General features: G+C 71.8%; 13 protein-coding genes and 4 pseudogenes. 9 read left to right on the forward strand and 8 right to left on the reverse strand.

Annotation, left to right across the window (positions count from 1 at the left end):
• Positions 1 to 40: 40 nt before the first annotated feature.
• Positions 41 to 1,198 (forward strand): S8 family serine peptidase, encoded by a 1,158-nt coding sequence (locus R4I43_RS32405; RefSeq protein ID WP_324269534.1) that lies wholly within the window; start codon positions 41 to 43, stop codon positions 1,196 to 1,198.
• Positions 1,199 to 1,220: 22 nt separating this feature from the next.
• Here the strand turns inward: R4I43_RS32405 and R4I43_RS32410 are convergent, their stop codons facing one another.
• The 5 genes from R4I43_RS32410 to selA form a co-directional block, all read right to left on the reverse strand.
• On the reverse strand, positions 1,221 to 1,553 hold the full coding sequence (locus R4I43_RS32410; RefSeq protein WP_324269535.1) for a hypothetical protein: 333 nt from the start codon (positions 1,551 to 1,553) through the stop codon (positions 1,221 to 1,223).
• 69 nt (positions 1,554 to 1,622) lie between these two features.
• Positions 1,623 to 2,603, reverse strand: a complete 981-nt coding sequence (locus R4I43_RS32415) for a phytoene/squalene synthase family protein (protein WP_324269536.1) — start codon at positions 2,601 to 2,603, stop codon at positions 1,623 to 1,625.
• 279 nt (positions 2,604 to 2,882) lie between these two features.
• A complete protein-coding gene (ku, locus tag R4I43_RS32420; RefSeq protein WP_324269537.1) occupies positions 2,883 to 3,821 on the reverse strand; it encodes a non-homologous end joining protein Ku in 939 nt (312 codons plus the stop codon).
• A 73-nt stretch (positions 3,822 to 3,894) separates the two neighbouring features.
• Entirely contained in the window at positions 3,895 to 5,634 is a 1,740-nt protein-coding gene (gene selB / locus R4I43_RS32425; RefSeq protein WP_324269538.1) for a selenocysteine-specific translation elongation factor, read from the reverse strand.
• 9 nt (positions 5,635 to 5,643) lie between these two features.
• Complete coding sequence (gene selA / locus R4I43_RS32430) at positions 5,644 to 6,927, reverse strand: L-seryl-tRNA(Sec) selenium transferase (RefSeq protein ID WP_324269539.1); 1,284 nt, start codon at positions 6,925 to 6,927, stop codon at positions 5,644 to 5,646.
• Positions 6,928 to 7,043: 116 nt separating this feature from the next.
• On the opposite strand from selA, the pseudogene R4I43_RS34495 reads away from it, so the two are divergent.
• From R4I43_RS34495 to R4I43_RS32440, 3 genes and pseudogenes are all read left to right on the forward strand, one after another.
• Positions 7,044 to 7,193 (forward strand): annotated as a pseudogene (locus tag R4I43_RS34495) (S26 family signal peptidase); the annotation flags it as partial.
• A 64-nt stretch (positions 7,194 to 7,257) separates the two neighbouring features.
• The gene (locus R4I43_RS32435; protein ID WP_324269540.1) at positions 7,258 to 7,689 is read left to right on the forward strand and encodes an HIT family protein; all 432 of its coding nucleotides are present in this window, start codon (positions 7,258 to 7,260) and stop codon (positions 7,687 to 7,689) included.
• 81 nt (positions 7,690 to 7,770) lie between these two features.
• Positions 7,771 to 8,502: a sulfite exporter TauE/SafE family protein gene (locus R4I43_RS32440; protein ID WP_324269541.1), complete on the forward strand. Its 732-nt coding sequence runs from the start codon at positions 7,771 to 7,773 to the stop codon at positions 8,500 to 8,502.
• Between the two features lie 93 nt (positions 8,503 to 8,595).
• On the opposite strand, the pseudogene R4I43_RS34500 reads toward R4I43_RS32440, so the two are convergent.
• Positions 8,596 to 9,639: pseudogene (locus tag R4I43_RS34500) on the reverse strand (aminotransferase class V-fold PLP-dependent enzyme); the annotation flags it as partial.
• A gap of 137 nt (positions 9,640 to 9,776) precedes the next feature.
• On the opposite strand from R4I43_RS34500, the gene R4I43_RS32450 reads away from it, so the two are divergent.
• The 3 genes from R4I43_RS32450 (at position 9,777) to R4I43_RS32460 (ending at position 11,618) form a co-directional block, all read left to right on the forward strand.
• Complete coding sequence (locus R4I43_RS32450) at positions 9,777 to 10,664, forward strand: universal stress protein (RefSeq protein WP_324269543.1); 888 nt, start codon at positions 9,777 to 9,779, stop codon at positions 10,662 to 10,664.
• A gap of 115 nt (positions 10,665 to 10,779) precedes the next feature.
• Positions 10,780 to 11,130 (forward strand): ArsR/SmtB family transcription factor, encoded by a 351-nt coding sequence (locus R4I43_RS32455; protein WP_324269544.1) that lies wholly within the window; start codon positions 10,780 to 10,782, stop codon positions 11,128 to 11,130.
• A 2-nt stretch (positions 11,131 to 11,132) separates the two neighbouring features.
• Complete coding sequence (locus tag R4I43_RS32460; protein ID WP_324269545.1) at positions 11,133 to 11,618, forward strand: SRPBCC family protein; 486 nt, start codon at positions 11,133 to 11,135, stop codon at positions 11,616 to 11,618.
• Positions 11,619 to 11,664: 46 nt separating this feature from the next.
• Here R4I43_RS32460 and R4I43_RS32465 read toward each other — a convergent pair.
• Positions 11,665 to 12,015: pseudogene (locus R4I43_RS32465) on the reverse strand ((R)-mandelonitrile lyase); the annotation flags it as partial.
• Between the two features lie 411 nt (positions 12,016 to 12,426).
• Here R4I43_RS32465 and R4I43_RS32470 point away from each other — a divergent pair.
• Both R4I43_RS32470 and R4I43_RS32475 read left to right on the forward strand, forming a co-directional pair.
• Complete coding sequence (locus tag R4I43_RS32470; RefSeq protein WP_324269547.1) at positions 12,427 to 13,965, forward strand: acyl-CoA synthetase; 1,539 nt, start codon at positions 12,427 to 12,429, stop codon at positions 13,963 to 13,965.
• A gap of 121 nt (positions 13,966 to 14,086) precedes the next feature.
• Positions 14,087 to 15,673, forward strand: a complete 1,587-nt coding sequence (locus R4I43_RS32475; protein WP_324269548.1) for an alkaline phosphatase D family protein — start codon at positions 14,087 to 14,089, stop codon at positions 15,671 to 15,673.
• Positions 15,674 to 15,676: 3 nt separating this feature from the next.
• Here R4I43_RS32475 and R4I43_RS32480 read toward each other — a convergent pair.
• Positions 15,677 to 15,827, reverse strand: a pseudogene (locus R4I43_RS32480) (integrase core domain-containing protein); the annotation flags it as partial.

The following is a 15,827-nucleotide window of genomic DNA, read 5'->3' on the forward strand; positions in this document are numbered from 1 at the left end:
GATGAAGCGCAGCCGCGCCACCTAACCGACGAGGAGCGACATGACCTCCAGCCAGACCGGGCGTTACCTGGTCCTGCTCGAAGACGACTCCACCATCATCGGAACCCGAGAAGTGACCCGCTTAACCGGGATCAACTGCGCCAACACCGCCGACGCGGCGGGCGCGGCACCCGGCGAGCTGTTCAGCGCCGCAGGCGGAATCGTGCTGCACCAGCTCGGCATCGCCCTGATCGACGCCGACGAGGAGCAGTTCGCGAACCTGCAGCGGGCCGCGGGCGAAACCGGGCCCATCGCCGGGATCGAGGCCGAGCGCAAGGTCTTCGCCATCGGCCAGCCGGCACCGCCGCCGGAAGGCGAGTTCACCTGGGGGCTGCAGGCGGTGCGCGCCGACGCGGCCACCGCGACCGGGGCGGGAGTGCGGGTCGCCGTGCTCGACACCGGGCTGGACGAGCAGCACCCCGACTTCGCCGGGCGCGACATCGTCACCGGTGCCTTCGTCGAGGGCCAGAGCGCCCACGACGGCCACGGGCACGGCACCCACGTCATCGGCACCGCGTGCGGACCGCGCACCTCGCAGGCCGGACCCGGTTACGGCATCGCCCACGAGGCCAGCATCTACGCGGGCAAGGTCCTCGGCGACGACGGATCGGGCTCCGACAGCGGCATCCTGTCCGGCATCGAGTGGGCGATCTCCAACAGCTGCTCGATCGTGTCCATGTCGCTGGGCTCGGCCACCGAACCCGGCGCGCCCTACTCGGAGGCCTTCGAGCGGGTCGCGCGACGAGCGCTGGAGCGCGGCACGCTGATCATCGCCGCCGCCGGCAACGAGAGCCAGCGCTCGGCCGGTGTGATCGCCCCGGTCGGCCACCCGGCGAACTGCCCATCGGTGATGGCGGTGGGAGCGGTCGACGCCCAGATGCAGATCGCCGACTTCTCCTGCGGCACCGTCGACAACGTCGGCCAGGTCGACCTCGCCGCACCCGGCGTCGACGTCCACTCCAGCTGGCCCGGCGCCGAGCGCTACCGCAAGCTCGACGGCACCAGCATGGCCACCCCGCACGTCTCCGGCGTCGCCGCGCTGCACGCCCAGCAGTCGCCGGACCGCGCGCGGGCCCTGTGGACCCGGCTGACCCAGTCGGCCCGCAGGCTGCCGCTGCCGGCGACCGACGTCGGCGCGGGCCTCGTCCAAGCCCCCTGACAGGCGCGACCGGGCGGCGGGCTCAGTGCTCGCCGCCCAGTTCGTCCTCGATGGCCTTGGCGGCCACCCTGGTGCAGTTGCCGAGGTCCTCGGCCGCAGCCGCGGCCTGGTCGAGCGCCACGTGCACTTCGGGTGGTTCCGAGCCCGCCCCACCGCTGTCGGCCGCGAGCAGGTCGAGCTGCCGCGCGAGCCGCGCGCTGGCCGCGCTGAGGTCCAGCAGCGCATCCCGGGCCCTGGCCGCCTCCGCAGGGCTGCCCGCGATCGCGCGGGTGCCCTCGTTCAGGCGCTGCCCGGCGACGGTGATCATGTCGGCGGTCGCGCTGACGTCGTGCCAGGTCGTTGGTTTTGCGCTCATCATCGGGCTCCGGTGTGTCGAACACGCAGGCGGCGAACCACCCGACGTCATGGCCGGGCTGCCCTGGTACTACCCGCGCGAACGGCTCGCCAAGCCTGCGCGCACCGCCCGCGAGACCACCACCACAGCGGCCGCGCCTGCCGCGACCTGCAACCGGCGCGAAGCCGGGACGGCGATGCGGCGGCCGAACACGTCGTAGCCCGAAGCGACCACGTGGTCGAGGATCTCCCCGTAGAGCACCGCCGCCGTGCGCACGCAGGGACGCGCGTCCGGCGCCAGCAGCTCGATCCCCGGTTCGGCCGCGCGGTAGTGCGCCCGCGTGCGCGCCACCTGATCGGCCAACGCCCGCCGCACCGGCCCGTCGGCGCGCCCGCGGCGGCGGCACCAGGCCAACCGCTCCCGGTCGACGTCGAACACCGCCAGCTCGTCGGCCGGCAGGTACACCCGCCCGCGGTCGAGGTCCTCACCGACGTCGCGCAGGAAGTTGGTCAACTGGAACGCCACGCCCAGCGCGGCGGCAGCGGCGCGCGCCTGCTCGACGGGACCGACCGTGCCCAGCACCGGCAGCAGCTGCAGCCCGATGACCGCGGCCGAACCGTGGACGTAGCGCTCCAGGTCGACCCGGGTGGGATACTCGGTGACCGTGAGGTCCATCCGCATCGAGGCCAGGAAGTCCTCGAACAGCACCGGGTCCACCTGGTAGCGCTCCACGGTGTCGACCAGCGCCGCCAGCACCGGGTGCTCGCTGGTGCCGGACTTCAGCGCCAGCCGCAGCCGGTCCTCGAGCACGTCGAGGCGCTCGGCGCGCGCGGCGGGGGAGTCGGTGCCGTTCTCGTCGACGATGTCGTCGACACAGCGGGCGAAGCCGTAGAGGGCGTGCACCGCAGGACGCCGCGACGGCGGCAGCAGGCGCGTCGCCAGGAAGTAGGTGCGCCCGTGCTGTGCGTTGAGCGCCCGGGACCGCAGGTAGGCGGAGCGCAGGGCGGGTGGGACACCAGCGGCGTCGTGCTCACGGCGTGCTCCCCACACCGACCAGGCACCCGCGTCCATGCGCTGAATCTCAGCACACCGCGCCCGGCCCGTCCCCTCCGGTGGCGCCCCTCGGTGAACCCCGTCACGTGCGGGGACCGCCGGGCGCGACGACATCCACAGCAGTCGCGCCCGGCGATTCTTCACACGCGGAATCCCCTCTGCGTTCCGCGCGCCCGTGGGCGGTTCCAGGACCGCTCACATGATCGGGACCGCCACCGGGCACGGACATGACGCAAGACCGCGGAAGTTTTTCCACCGCCCCTCCCACCTGCGCGAACACCACAGGTGGGGTGATGGTCAGGACGCCTTGCGCGAGCCCTGCCCGGCTTCGGCCACGGCCTGCTCCAGCTCGGCGCGCTTCATCTTCGAACGACCCTTGATGCCCAACTGCTTGGCGCGGTCGTCGAGCTCGGCCTTGGTCAGCTCGGAGAGGTCCTCGGCCGGCGCCGGTGTGCGGCCCTTGCGGGCCTCGTCGACGCTGCGCCGCAGCGCCTCGGTGAGGTCGATGACGTCGGTCGGCTGCGGTGGTGCCTCGGCCGCCTGCACCTCGCCGCCCTGCGCCTTGTCCGCCAGCAGCTGCTCGACGCGCTCGGTGTAGGTGTCGGCGTACTCCTCGGGCTGCCACTCGCCGCTCATCGACTCGATGATCGTGGTGGCCATCTGCAGTTCCTTGTCCGAGGGCTTGGACTGCTCGGGCTGGTCGCCGACCAGATCGGCCGGATCGCGGATCTCATCGGCGAAGTAGAGCGTGTTCAGCGCCAGCACGTCGGTGTCGGCGCGCACCGCGGTCAGGTACTGCTTGCCGCGCAGCACGAACGTGGCGATACCTGCTTGGCCGGTCTCCTCCATCGCGCGGCGCAGCAGGTTGTAGGGCCGGAAGTGCTCCTTGGAGTTCGGCGCGAGCCAGTACGTCTTCTGGAAGTGCACCGGATCGATCTCGGCGAGGTCGACGAACGTGGAGATGTCGATGGTGCGCGAGCGACCGGGGGCGATCTCGTCGAGCTCGGACTGCTCGACGGTGATGATCCCGTCGCCGTACTCGCGGCCCTTGACGATGTCGTTGTAGCCGACCTCGTCGCCGGTGGTCTCGTTGACCCGCTTGTAGCGGATCCGATCGGTGGTCCCGCGCTGGTACTGGTGGAACTGGATCGTGTGGTCCTCGGTCGCGGCGTAGAGCCCGACCGGAATGGTCACCAGGCCGAAGTTGATCGACCCGGTCCAGATCTTGCGCGGCATGGCGTGCCTCCCATCGCCCGGCGCCGGCGTCGCCGCTTCCAACGATGCGGTGACGGGCGCAAGATCGCAGCTCTCACCGCACGAGGCGGTGGGTGCCGTCCGGCAGCCGCCGGGTGCGGCCCCGGCGAGCCAGCAGCTCCAGCAAGGGAACCGCGACACGGCGCGAGGTGTCCAGCGCCCGTTTGGCCTCGCTGAGGGTGAACGGCTCGTCGAGTTCGGCCAGGCGGGGCAGCGCGGTGCGCTCGGCGTCGGGCAGCAGCACCAGTCCGGGCCCCAGCCGCAGCAGGGCACCGGTGCGTTCGGCGGCGGCGAGTTCGCGCTCTCCGATGCCGAGTTCTCCCAGCTCGTCGGCGGTGGGCGCGCGGAACGGGTGTTCCCGCAGCCCGCTGCGCAGCACCTCCACGGCCCGGGCCACCGACGCCGGCAGGCCGGTGCCGCCACCGCCGAGACGCCCGTCCGCCAGGGGGATTCCCGCCTCGGCCGCGATGCCGGGCAGCAGCGCGGCATCGGGCAGCTCCAGGGCGCGGATCGCCGCCCCGGCGGGCATCCCGTCGTCGAGGGGGTGCTCGCGCCGGTGCTTCTCGACCAGAGCGCGCAGCCGGGCGGCGAGCTCGGCGCGGCGCGGCTCCGAGAGCAACCACGGTCCCGGGCCGGGCGGGGTGGCGCCCATCGCCGCGAGCTCATCGGCCCGGACCAGGCCGCGCCTGCGCAGCTCAGCGGTCCCGTCGGGCGTTTCGTCGAGACCGGCGAGGACCTCAGCGCGGGCTCGGCCGGCGCCTCGGCGGCGCAGCCGCGGCGGCCGCACGTCCAGCACGGTGACGCCGCCGCGCACCTGGTGACCGCCCGGGTCGCGCAGCAGCGCGCGGTCGCCGATGCGCAGCGGCAGCGGTTGCTGCAGCGTCAACCGCGCGGTGTCGGCACCGAGCGGTCGCACGCGGGCGCGCACGGCGGCCGAACCGATGTGCAAGGTCAGCTCGCGCGGCAGCTCGGAAGTGGGGTGGAGGCGGGCATCCAGGACGTCGGTGGTCAGCCAGCGGCCGGGGGCGATCAGGGCATGGCCGCGCCGGACCTGGTCGAGGCCGACGCCGCGCAGGTTGACCGCGACCCGGGCGGGAGCGGGGACCGACTCCTCCGTCCGGCCCAGCGCCTGCAACGCCCGCACCGGAGCCTCGAGCCCCGAGGGGGTGAGGGTCAGCCGGTCGCCCACGCGCAGCGAGCCCGCCTGCAGCGTCCCGGTCACCACCGTTCCCGCGCCCTTGACGGCGAACGCCCGGTCGATCCACAGCCGCACGTCGGCGTCCGGGTCGGCGGGCGGAAGCTGGTGCAGCATCGCGTCCAGCGCGGTCGCGAGCTCGTCGAACCCGGCACCGGTGTGGCCGCTGACCTGCACCGACGGAATCCCCGACAGGCTCGTGCCCCGCAGCTGGGCCCGCGCCTGCTCCAGCGCGGGCCCCGGCTCGGCCAGGTCGCAGCGGGTGATCACCAGCAGCCCGTCGGACACGCCCAGCGCGTGCAGCGCGTCGAGGTGCTCGCCGGACTGCGGCATCCAGCCCTCGTCGGCGGCGACGACCAGCAGCACCGCAGGCACGGGACCGACCCCGGCGAGCATGTTCGGCACGAACCGCTCGTGCCCGGGCACGTCCACGAACGCCACCGAGCAGCCGTCGTCGAGCTCGGTCCAGGCGAAGCCCAGGTCGATGGTCAGGCCCCGGCGGCGCTCCTCGGCCCACCGGTCGGGCTCCATGCCGGTCAGGCGTCGGATCAGGGTGGACTTGCCGTGGTCGACGTGCCCGGCCGTGGCCACCACGCGCATCGGCTCCTCCTAGTGCGCGGCCAGCACCGCGCGACGCACGGGCTCGTCGTCGTCCGGTTCGATCGCGAACAGGTCCAGCAGGCACCGGTTGCGCCCCAGGCGCGCCATCACCGGCGGATCACCGAGCCGCAGCTGCTTGGCGAAACGCCCGGGCAGCGCCACCGCCGCGCTGGGCAACACCACGCCGGGCGCCCCGCCGCCGCCGACGGTGGCCTCGGTTCCCACCGCCTCGGCGGGGATTCCGGCCGCCGCGAGCGAATCCGCCAGCGCCGCAGCGCGTTCGGGCAGACCGGTCCGGTGCAGCGCCGAGGTCACCGGTGGTCTCGGCCCGCGCACGGTGGCCTCCAGCGCGGCCAACGTCAGCTTGTCCACCCGCAGCGCTCGCGCCAGCGGATGGCGGCGCAGCCGGTGCACGATCTCCGCCCGCCCCAGCAGCAGCCCGCACTGCGGTCCGCCGAGCAGCTTGTCGCCGCTGGCGATGACCAGGTCGGCCCCGTCGGCCAGCGCCGAAGCCGCGTCCGGCTCGCCGGGCAGCACCGGGTCCGGCCGCAGCAGGCCCGAACCGATGTCGGCGACCACGGCAACACCGAGATCGCGCAACTCGCCCACCGGGACCTCGGCGGTGAAGCCGCTGATCACGAAGTTCGACGGGTGGATCTTGAGCACGAACCCGGTCTCGGCGCTCAGCGCGTGCCGGTAGTCGTCGAGCCGGACCCGGTTGGTCGTGCCGACCTCGCGCAACCGCGCACCGGTGGAGGTGAGCAGGTCGGGGATGCGGAAACCGTCACCGATCTCGACCATCTCGCCGCGCGCCAGCACGATCTCCCGCCCGGCGGCCAGCGCCGTGGCGGCCAGCGCGAGCGCGGCGGCCCCGTTGTTCACCACGTGCGCCGCCTCAGCGCTCGGAACCGCCTCCAGCAGGGCACCCATCGCCGAGGCCCCGCGCGCTCCCCGGTCGCCGCTGTCGAGGTCGAGCTCCACATCGGTCGTGCCCGCCGCGACCTGCAGCGCCTCCCGAGCCGCCCGCGACAGCGGCGCCCGACCCAGGTTGGTGTGCAGCAGCACGCCGGTCGCGTTGACCACCGGCCGGAGCCCGGATGCCGAACCGGGAAGCGCGGCAACCGTTTCCGCCACCACGTCAGCGGGCTCGATCAGCCCGTCCCGCGCCCGCTGGGCGACCTCGCGGACCGTCCGCACCACCAGCTCGTGCCCCAGCCGCTCCACCGCGGCGGCCACCCGCGGATCGGCCAGCACCCGATCGGTCCCCGGAACACCACGCCGCCGATCATCCATGCCCCAACCATAGGAACCCACCGGCGGCCCCGCCCGCCAACCGGCGCACGCCCGTCCCCGGCACGGCCCGTCCAGTCGAAGAATGCGAGGACAAGTGGGCCCGTCAACGGTGCCCGATGGCCGAACCGCATGTCGATCTGCGGCAACAGGACGGCGTGTTCCACGGCCCGCTCGCGGTCCCACCCGAGGCGGTGTTCGTGCTCGGCGACCACAGGCCGAACTCCGCTGACTCGCGCGAGTTCGGCCCCGTGCCGAGGAGCTCCACGTCGGCGAGGTCGCGATCCGCATCTGGCCGAATCCGGGCCGCCTGTGACGGCTACGCTCGGGCGGGTGAGCGATCATTGCCTGTTCTGCGCCATCGTGGCCGGCGAGTTGCCGAGCGTGAAGGTGGCCGAGGACGACACGACCTGCGCGTTCATGGACATCAACCCGGCGTCGGACGGTCACCTGCTGGTGGTCCCCAAGCGGCACAGCACGGACCTGTTCGACATCGCACCCGAGGACCTGGCCGAGGTCACCGTGGTCGCGCAGCGGGTCGCCAAGGCCGCCGTAGAGGAGCTCGGCGCCGACGGCGTGAACCTGTTCAACTGCTGCGGTTCCACGGCGTGGCAGTCGGTGTTCCACTTCCACCTGCACGTGATCCCCCGCTACAAGGACAGGGTCAAGGACCGGCTGCGGCTTCCGTGGACCCCGGAGGTGCCCGGCGACCCGGACACGATCACCGCGCTGGGCGACCGGATCTGCGCAGCCCTGCAGGCCTGAACCCGCACACCCATCGGCCCGACGGCGTGTTCGCGCGCCTATCGTCGGAGATCGTCCGCGAGCGATCTCTGAAGGTGGGACATGACGTCGGTGCTCATTCCGGCGGCGGTCTGCGTGGCTGCCGCGGCCGTGGTGGGCGGGATCACCGGCTTCGCCGCATCCCTGCTGGTCACACCGGCTTTGCTGCTTCTGGGGTTCGAGGTCTCGGAGGTGGTGGTGATCAACCTGACCGCCACCCTCGTCACCCGGGTGACCGCTCTGCGGGTGCTGCGGCGCGACGTCGAGTGGCGGGCCGTCGGCCTGCTGTCCTCCGGCGGATTGCCCGGCGCCGTGGCCGGTGCTGCCACCGCCTCGCTGGTCAACCGCGAGGTGCTCACCGTCGTCGCCGGTGTCGCCGTGGTCATCGCGGGAACGCACATGCTGGTCGAGCGCAACGTCGAACAGCGGCGCAGCGTCGGCCCGGTTCCCTTCGTCGCGGCCGGAACGATCGGTGGCTACCTGTCGACGACGATCTCGGTGAACGGCCCGCCGGTGGCGATCCTGCTCGGCGCCACCCGCCGCACGCCGACCCAGTACGTCGCCGACTTCGCGGGCTACTTCGTCGCCGTCAACGCGATGTCGCTGGGCACGCTCGTGGTGTGCGGGAGGGTCGACGGCGACCTGCTGTGGCCGGTGCTCCCCGTGCTGGTCGCTGCGGCGATGGTCGGCAACCGGGTGGGCATGCGGCTGCACCCCCGCGTACCCGCGCGCGCCTTCCACACCTCGGTGGCGGTGCTGGTGATCGCCGCCGGGGTCGCCACGCTCGTGGCGTGAGCACCGGGCCCGGGCCAGCGCGGCGAGCGCGCGATCGATGTCCTCGGGCGTGTTGTGCACGTGCGGCGACAAGCGGATCTTGCCGGCGCGCTCGCTCGCGTCGACACCGGCGATGTCCAAGCGCCGCAAGGCTTCCCGGACGGTGTCCGGTCGTTCCGGTTCGAGGAAGACCAGGGTGGAGCGCTGCGGACCGGCGGCGGGGCTGCGCAGCTGCCACCCGCTGGGCAGACCGTCGACGAGCTGGTCGATCAACGCCTGGTCGTGCCGCTGGACCTGGTCGATCCCGTGGTCGAGCAGCAGCGACACGGCGCGGTGCCAGGCCGGGAAGACCGAGAGGTTGGCGGTGCCGAAGACGTCGTGGGCGACGGCGCCGAGGTCGGTGCGCAGCGCGTGGTGGGCAGGCGGGTTCGCGATCTCGTCGACGTGGGCGAGCCAGTAGCCCTGCTGGTGCTCGAGCCGCTGCAGGAGCGCGGGGCTCAACCAGGCGAAACCCGTCGCGTAGGGGCCGCAGAGCCATTTGAAACCGCAGCTCACCAGCGCGTCGACGCCCAGTTCGCGGACGTCGGCGGGACGCGCGCCGACCGCTTGCGAGCCGTTGAGCACGAAGGTGATGTCGTCGCGCCGGCGGCAGACCTCGACCAGTGCGGCCACATCAGCGGCGCGACCGCTGTAGGAGAACACCCAGCTCGTGCACACCACGCGGGTGCGCCCGGTCAGCGCTGCGTCGAGCTCGTCGGGTTCGAGGGCGCCGGAGGGCGCGGGCACCGTGCGAACGCGGATTCCCCGGGTTTCCACCGGCAACCACGGGTAGATCGTGGCCGGGAAGTCCCCGTCGACCAGCAGCACCTCGTCGTCTTCGCGCAGGGGAAGCCCGCGGGCCAGCAGGTCCAGGCCGTAGCTGGTGCTGTTGCCCAGCACGATCTCGTCGCCGGAGGCCCCCAGCAGCTCGGCGAGAGCACTGCGCAGCGCGCTGGGCACCTCGGAGAACGCCTCGTCGGAGATGCGCCGCGGGTCGAGCTTGTCCTCGATGGCTTCGCGGGCCGCTGCCGCCGCGACCAGCGGCAGCGGCCCTTGGTGCGCGGTGTTGAGCCAGGCGCGGTCGAACGCAGCGAACTGCGCGGACAGGGGAGCGACCATGGGCCGTGTGTACTCATCACCAGGCGGCCGTGCAACGCGGTCCTGGTTGACCTCTGCGCCGCGCGGGTATTCGAGGGGCTCGGTTGCGATGGCGGAGGCGGGCGCAGCCCGCTCCGGTTCTCTTGGGGAGGGTTCGCATGGTCGAGGAGACTCGCTCACCGGTGCTCGCGGGCTTCGACGGGACGGAGGCGTCCCGCGCAGCGGTCCGCTGGGCGGCGCGGGAGGCGTCCAGCCGGGGTGCGCCGCTGCTGCTGGTGCACGTGCTGGCCCGGCCCTTCCAGCACTCCATCCCGATGCGCATCCCGGACGAGGACGCCGTCATGGACAAGCTGCGCAACGCGGTCCTCCGGGAGCTCGATTCCCTGGAAGACGTCTGCCGGGAGATCGATCCGAATCTGGAGATGAGCAAGAGCATGCCGATCGGCGATGCGGCCGAAAGCCTGGTCGAGCTGGCCGGTGACGCTGAGCTGATGGTGCTGGGCGGGCCGCTGGTGGGGGCGCGGACCGATCGGCTGGGCGTGACCGCGGCGGAGGTGATCGCCCGCCGCGCCGCTGCCCCGATCGTGGTGGTGCGCGGGGAGATCAGCACCTCGGCGGACGCCCCGGTGGTCGTCGGTGTCGACGGTTCCGCGGTGAGCGACCGGGCGATCGGCTACGCCTTCGAAACCGCGTCGCGGCTCGGCCGTTCGCTGGTGGGCGTGCACTCCTGGGGCGAGTCGGCGTTCAACCCGTTCGACGTGGTGGAGGAGTGGGACGCCGACGGCAGCGAGTTCCGGGACCGGGCCCGCGAGGTGCTGGCCGAGTCGATGGCGGCGTGGGCCGGGCGCTACCCGGACGTGGCGGTCCGGCACGTGGTCGGCGCCGACCAGCCCGCGCAGCTCCTGCTCGGCGAGGCGAAGAACGCGAACCTGCTGGTGGTGGGCAGCCACGGACGAGGCGCGGTGCGCCGCGCGTTCCTGGGTTCGGTCAGCCACGCGGTGCTCAACCAGGCGAGCTGCCCGGTGGCGGTGCTCCCGGCCGAGTGAACCGAGACCTCCTCCGGCCGGGATGTGGGCGCATTCCAGGGTTTTTCGCCGCAGTCGGCGGGAGCTGACGCCGAGGGCTTGCGATCTACAACCGTTTGGTTGTACGTTTCTTCTCGTGGACGACACCGAGGACAGGGCGGACGCCCTCTTCCACGCGCTCGCTGATCGGACGAGGCGGGACATCCTGCGCCGGGTTCTGGTCGGAGAACACTCGGTGACCGCGCTCGCGGCGAAGTACGACATGAGCTTCGCAGCGGTGCAGAAACACGTCGCCGTTCTCGAACGCGCGGGCTTGATCAGCAAGCGCCGCAGCGGCCGGGAGAACCTCGCCGTCGGTGAGGTGGAGGCGGTGCGCTCAGTGGCTTCGATGCTCGGCGAACTCGAAGAGGTGTGGCGCGGCCGCGTCGCCCGCATCGACGAGCTCCTCAACACCGAGGGGCCGACCGGAACCAGCGAAGGAGAATGATCATGCCCGTCACCGACGTTCGGCACGACCTGGACGAACTGACCCTGACCATCACCGCCGAGTTCGCCGCGCCGGTGGAGCGCGTCTGGCAGATCTACGCCGACCCGCGCCAGCTCGAGCGGATCTGGGGGCCGCCCACCTACCCGGCGACCTTCGTCGATCACGACCTGCGCCCCGGTGGGCGCTGCAACTACTACATGACCTCGCCGGAGGGGGAGAAGTTCGCCGGCTGGTGGGAGGTGAAAACCGTGGACGCACCGCGGGAATTCACCTTCGAGGACGGTTTCGCCGACGAGGAGTTCAACCCGCTGCCGGACATGCCGGTCGCGCAGAACGTCTTCACCTTCACCGCCATCGACGGCGGAACGCGGGCCACCTACGTGAGCACCTACGCCTCGGCCGATGCCCTGCAGAAGGTGCTGGACATGGGCGTCGTCGAAGGGGCTTCCACGGCCATCAACCAGATCGACGACCTGCTGGCAGGATGAGAGCGCCGGGGCCGGTCTGCCGGCCCCGGCGCCACCGCGCGGCGGTTCAGCCGGCGTACTCCTCGTCGGTCACGTGCTCGCCCCAGGTCACGACTTCCCCGTTCTCATCGGCTTCCTGGATGGCGACGTGGGCCATGAAGCGGTCGGGAGTGGCGCCGTGCCAGTGCTCTTCGCCGGGTTCGATGTAGACGACGTCGCCGGGGCGGATCTCCTGGGGCTCATCGCCGCGCCGGGCGACGTAGCCGATGCCGTCGGTGACGTAGAGCGTCTGGCCCTTGGGGTGGGTGTGCCAGGCCGTGCGGGCTCCCGGGGAGAACCGCACGTGCGCGCAACCGACGGCGGACTGCTCGTCGGGGTTGCGGATGCCGTCGATGTGCACGGTGCCGGTGAACCACTCCTGGGGGGCCGACCCCGGTTCGACCTCCGCTGCGGGTGTACTTCAACGTCTGCGTCTTTCGTCCTGTGCCTGTGGATTCCGCCGCCGAGTGTGCCGCCGCCGTCGGCGGACCGCTCGGCGTGCGGCTGCGGTCGGGTGCGGGCCTCCGATTCGAGGAAACGCCGGTTCGGTCGGGTGCGGGAGGGCGCGTTCATCCGGGTACTGGCAGAACCCGTTTCGCCCGCTCCGGTGCCGGAAGCGGTGGCATTCCCTTCGCTTGTGCCTGCTCTCCGACAGTCCACTGTGGAGTCTGAAGCGGCCGGTGGTTCATTGTTGTTTCCGGTTTGCCGGGTTAGGCTGCGACGTGTATGGCCCAGGCCACATCGCCGTGCGGCGGTGCGCTCTGACGATCCGTGCCGTGAGGAGTCGATGATGACCACCAGCGTGCAGCCTCCGATGGACCTCGGTTCGTGGATCAGCCGCCGCGCGGCGGCGACGCCGAACCTGCCTGCCATCACGTTCAACGACACGACCCTGACCTACGGCCAGTTCGCCGACCGCATCGACCGGCTGGCCGCCGAACTCGCCGCGGGCGGTGTCGAGCGGGGAGATCGGGTCGGCTACGCGGGGCTCAACGACCGGGAGTTCCTGGTCGCGCTGTTCGCCAGCGCCCGGATCGGCGCGGTGTTCGTGCCGCTGAACTTCCGGCTCACCGCGCCGGAGATGAGCTACATCCTCAGCAACGCCGGAGTGCACACGGTGCTGGCCGACGCCGAGCGGGCGGCGGTGGTCGACCAGATCAGCGCCGAGGCCGGTCTGCGGCGCACGATCGCGGTCGCCGAAGCGCCCGGCTGGGAATCGCTGCCGGAGCTGATCGACTCCCGGCAGCCGCTGGCCGAACCGGTGCACCCGGATCCCGACGAGGTCGCGCTGATCATGTACACCTCGGGCACGACGGGACGCCCGAAGGGCGCGATGCTCACCCACGGCAACCTGTTCTGGAACAACGTCAACGCGCTGCTCATCTACGACCTCAGCCAGCAGGACATCTCGCTGGTCAGCGCCCCTCTGTTCCACATCGGCGGGCTCAACGTCACCACGCTGAGCACCTTGCAGAAGGGCGGGCACGTCATCCTCACGCCCGCCTTCGACCCGGTGCAGGCGCTGCGCCTCATCGCCGAACATCGCGTCACCACCATGTTCGGGGTGCCCGCGATGTTCCTGTTCATGAGCCAGGTCCCGGAATTCGAGAGCGCCGACCTGTCCAGCGTGCGCACCTTCATCTGCGGGGGAGCGCCGGCGCCGAAGGCGCTCATCGAGCGGTACGGGCAGCGCGGGGTCACGTTCGTGCAGGGCTACGGCCTGACCGAAACGGCCCCGCTGGCCCTGGTGCTGCGCACCGACGAGGTCGACGCGAAGGTCGGCGCAGCGGGCAACCAGGTGCTGCCGCTGTCCGACGTGCGCCTGGTCGACGCCGACAACAACCCGGTGCCCGCGGGCGAACGCGGCGAGATCTGCGTGCGCGGCCCGCAGGTCATGGCCGGCTACTGGAACGACAAGGCCGCGACCGATGCGGTCATCGACTCCGGAGGCTGGTTCCACACCGGCGACATCGGCCAGGCCGACGACGAGGGCTACGTCTACGTGGTCGACCGGGTCAAGGACATGGTCATCTCCGGCGGGGAGAACGTCTACCCGGCCGAGGTCGAGGACGTGCTGTTCAAGCACCCGGCGATCGCCGACGTCGCGGTCGTGGGCACCCCGCACGAGCGCTGGGGCGAAGCGGTCACCGCGGTCGCGGTGCTGCACCCCGGTGCGACCCTGGCGCTGGAGGAGCTCCGCGACTTCGCCGCAGCCGAACTGGCGGGCTACAAGCTGCCGCTGCGCCTCGACGTCGTCGACGAACTGCCCAGGACCTCCAGCGGCAAGATCATGAAGTTCCGGCTCAGGGACCAGCTCGCGCAGGCGTGAGGGTGCTCCCGGCAGCTTGATCGGCTCCCGTTCATCCGTGGGAAACCAACACGAACGACGTCGTCCACGTTTGCGCTCAACACTGCTGTCGTTGACCTTTCTTCGACCTGTGGGAGTTCGCATGGGCGCGCGCACGTCTCGTCGTCGCTTTCTCGGCTACGGCACGGCCGGGGCCGCCGCCGTGCTCCTGGGCACGGGAACGTGGCGCGCGGCGAGCTCGTTCGCGGCTCCGGCGGCCGCGGGCAACCCGTTCACGCTCGGTGTGGCCTCGGGCGACCCGATGCCCGACGGCGTGGTGCTGTGGACGCGACTGGCCCCGGACCCCTTCGCCGAGGACGGCAGCGGCGGGATGTCGGCGCGGCCGGTGCGGGTGGAGTACGAAGTCGCCACCGACGAGAAGTTCGCCGACGTCGTCCGCAGGGACAGCGTGGTGGCCACGCCGGAACTGGGGCACTCGGTGCACCCGGAGATCAGCGGGCTGGAACCCGACCGCGAGTACTTCTACCGGTTCCGCGTCGGCGGCGAGATCTCGATGGCCGGCCGGACCAGGACCACCCCGGCGGCCACGGCGTCTCCGAACCAGCTGAACTTCGCGTTCGCCTCCTGCCAGGCGTGGCAGGACGGTTTCTTCACCGCCTACGACCACATGGCCGAGGAAGACCTCGACCTCGTGGTCCACCTCGGCGACTATCTCTACGAGTACGGCGTGAAGGACAACAGGCGCGGCGTCGTCACCGACCCGAAGTTCCACACCGAGACCTTCGACCTCGCCCGCTACCGCCTCCAGTACGGGCTCTACAAGGCCGAGGCACCGCTGCAGCGGGCGCACGCGCGGTTCCCGTGGATCATGACGATGGACGACCACGAGGTCGAGAACAACTGGGCCGGCGACCTCTCGCAGGCCGACTCCGAACCCGACCAGGACCCGGCCGTGTTCCGGCAGCGCAGGGCCGCCGCGTTCCAGGCGATGTACGAGAACATGCCGCTGCGGCAGGCCCAGACGCCCGCCGGGCCGGACATGCGGCTGCACCGCCGGCTCTCCTACGGCACGCTCGCCGACTTCACCATGGTCGACACCCGGCAGTACCGGGACGACCAGCCCTGCGGCGACGGTTCCTCGGCCACCTGCACCGACCGCTTCGACCCGGATCGCACCATTCTCGGTGCGCCGCAGCGGGAATGGGTGCTCGACGGGTTTTCCAGCTCGAGCGCGCAGTGGCAGGTGCTGGGCAACCAGGCGCCGCTGGGCCAGACCGACCGCGACCCGGGCGAACCCGTCGACGTGTTCATGGACCCGTGGGACGGCTACGTCGCCGAGCGCGACCAGCTGCTGGGCGCCGCCCAGGACCGCGGGGTGCGCAACCTCGTGGTCATCACCGGTGACCGCCACCAGAACTACGCCTGGGACCTCAAGCGCGACTTCACCGACCCGAATTCGGCGACGGTGGCCAGCGAGTTCGTCGGCACCTCCATCTCCAGCGGGGGAGACGGCGCGGACACCACCGAGGAGACCGAGCGGTTCCTGGCCGCCAACCCGCACATGAAGTTCATCAACTCCCAGCGCGGCTACGTCCGGGTCAGCGTCGACCAGCAGCGGTGGCGCAGCGATTTCCGCGTGGTGCCGCACGTGACCAGCGAGGGCGCGCCGATCCAGACCCGCGCGAGCTTCGTGGTCGAGGACCGCGAACCCGGCGTGCAGGAGGGCTAAGCTGTGATGTCCGGGGAGGTTGGTCAGTCGGGTGGCTGGTGGCTTGCCTCCGATGGCGGAGTGGGGGCGGTGGTGATTGTAGAAGTGGATCCAGGCTGGCAGGGCGGCGTTGCGTTGCTGGGTTGATTCGTAGAGGCGGGTGTAGGCCCAGCCG

Origin of the sequence: Saccharopolyspora mangrovi (assembly GCF_035320975.1) — a bacterium.
Taxonomy (GTDB): domain Bacteria; phylum Actinomycetota; class Actinomycetes; order Mycobacteriales; family Pseudonocardiaceae; genus Saccharopolyspora; species Saccharopolyspora mangrovi.

Bases quoted from the DNA above. Each gene is read 5' to 3' on its own strand.
- R4I43_RS32405 (WP_324269534.1), top strand. From the start codon at position 41: ATGACCTCCAGCCAGACCGGGCGTTACCTGGTCCTGCTCGAAGACGAC.
- R4I43_RS32410 (WP_324269535.1), bottom strand. From the start codon at position 1,553: ATGAGCGCAAAACCAACGACCTGGCACGACGTCAGCGCGACCGCCGAC.
- R4I43_RS32415 (WP_324269536.1), bottom strand. From the start codon at position 2,603: ATGGACGCGGGTGCCTGGTCGGTGTGGGGAGCACGCCGTGAGCACGAC.
- ku (WP_324269537.1), bottom strand. From the start codon at position 3,821: ATGCCGCGCAAGATCTGGACCGGGTCGATCAACTTCGGCCTGGTGACC.
- selB (WP_324269538.1), bottom strand. From the start codon at position 5,634: ATGCGCGTGGTGGCCACGGCCGGGCACGTCGACCACGGCAAGTCCACC.
- selA (WP_324269539.1), bottom strand. From the start codon at position 6,927: ATGGATGATCGGCGGCGTGGTGTTCCGGGGACCGATCGGGTGCTGGCC.
- R4I43_RS32440 (WP_324269541.1), top strand. From the start codon at position 7,771: ATGACGTCGGTGCTCATTCCGGCGGCGGTCTGCGTGGCTGCCGCGGCC.
- R4I43_RS32450 (WP_324269543.1), top strand. From the start codon at position 9,777: ATGGTCGAGGAGACTCGCTCACCGGTGCTCGCGGGCTTCGACGGGACG.
- R4I43_RS32460 (WP_324269545.1), top strand. From the start codon at position 11,133: ATGCCCGTCACCGACGTTCGGCACGACCTGGACGAACTGACCCTGACC.
- R4I43_RS32470 (WP_324269547.1), top strand. From the start codon at position 12,427: ATGACCACCAGCGTGCAGCCTCCGATGGACCTCGGTTCGTGGATCAGC.
- R4I43_RS32475 (WP_324269548.1), top strand. From the start codon at position 14,087: ATGGGCGCGCGCACGTCTCGTCGTCGCTTTCTCGGCTACGGCACGGCC.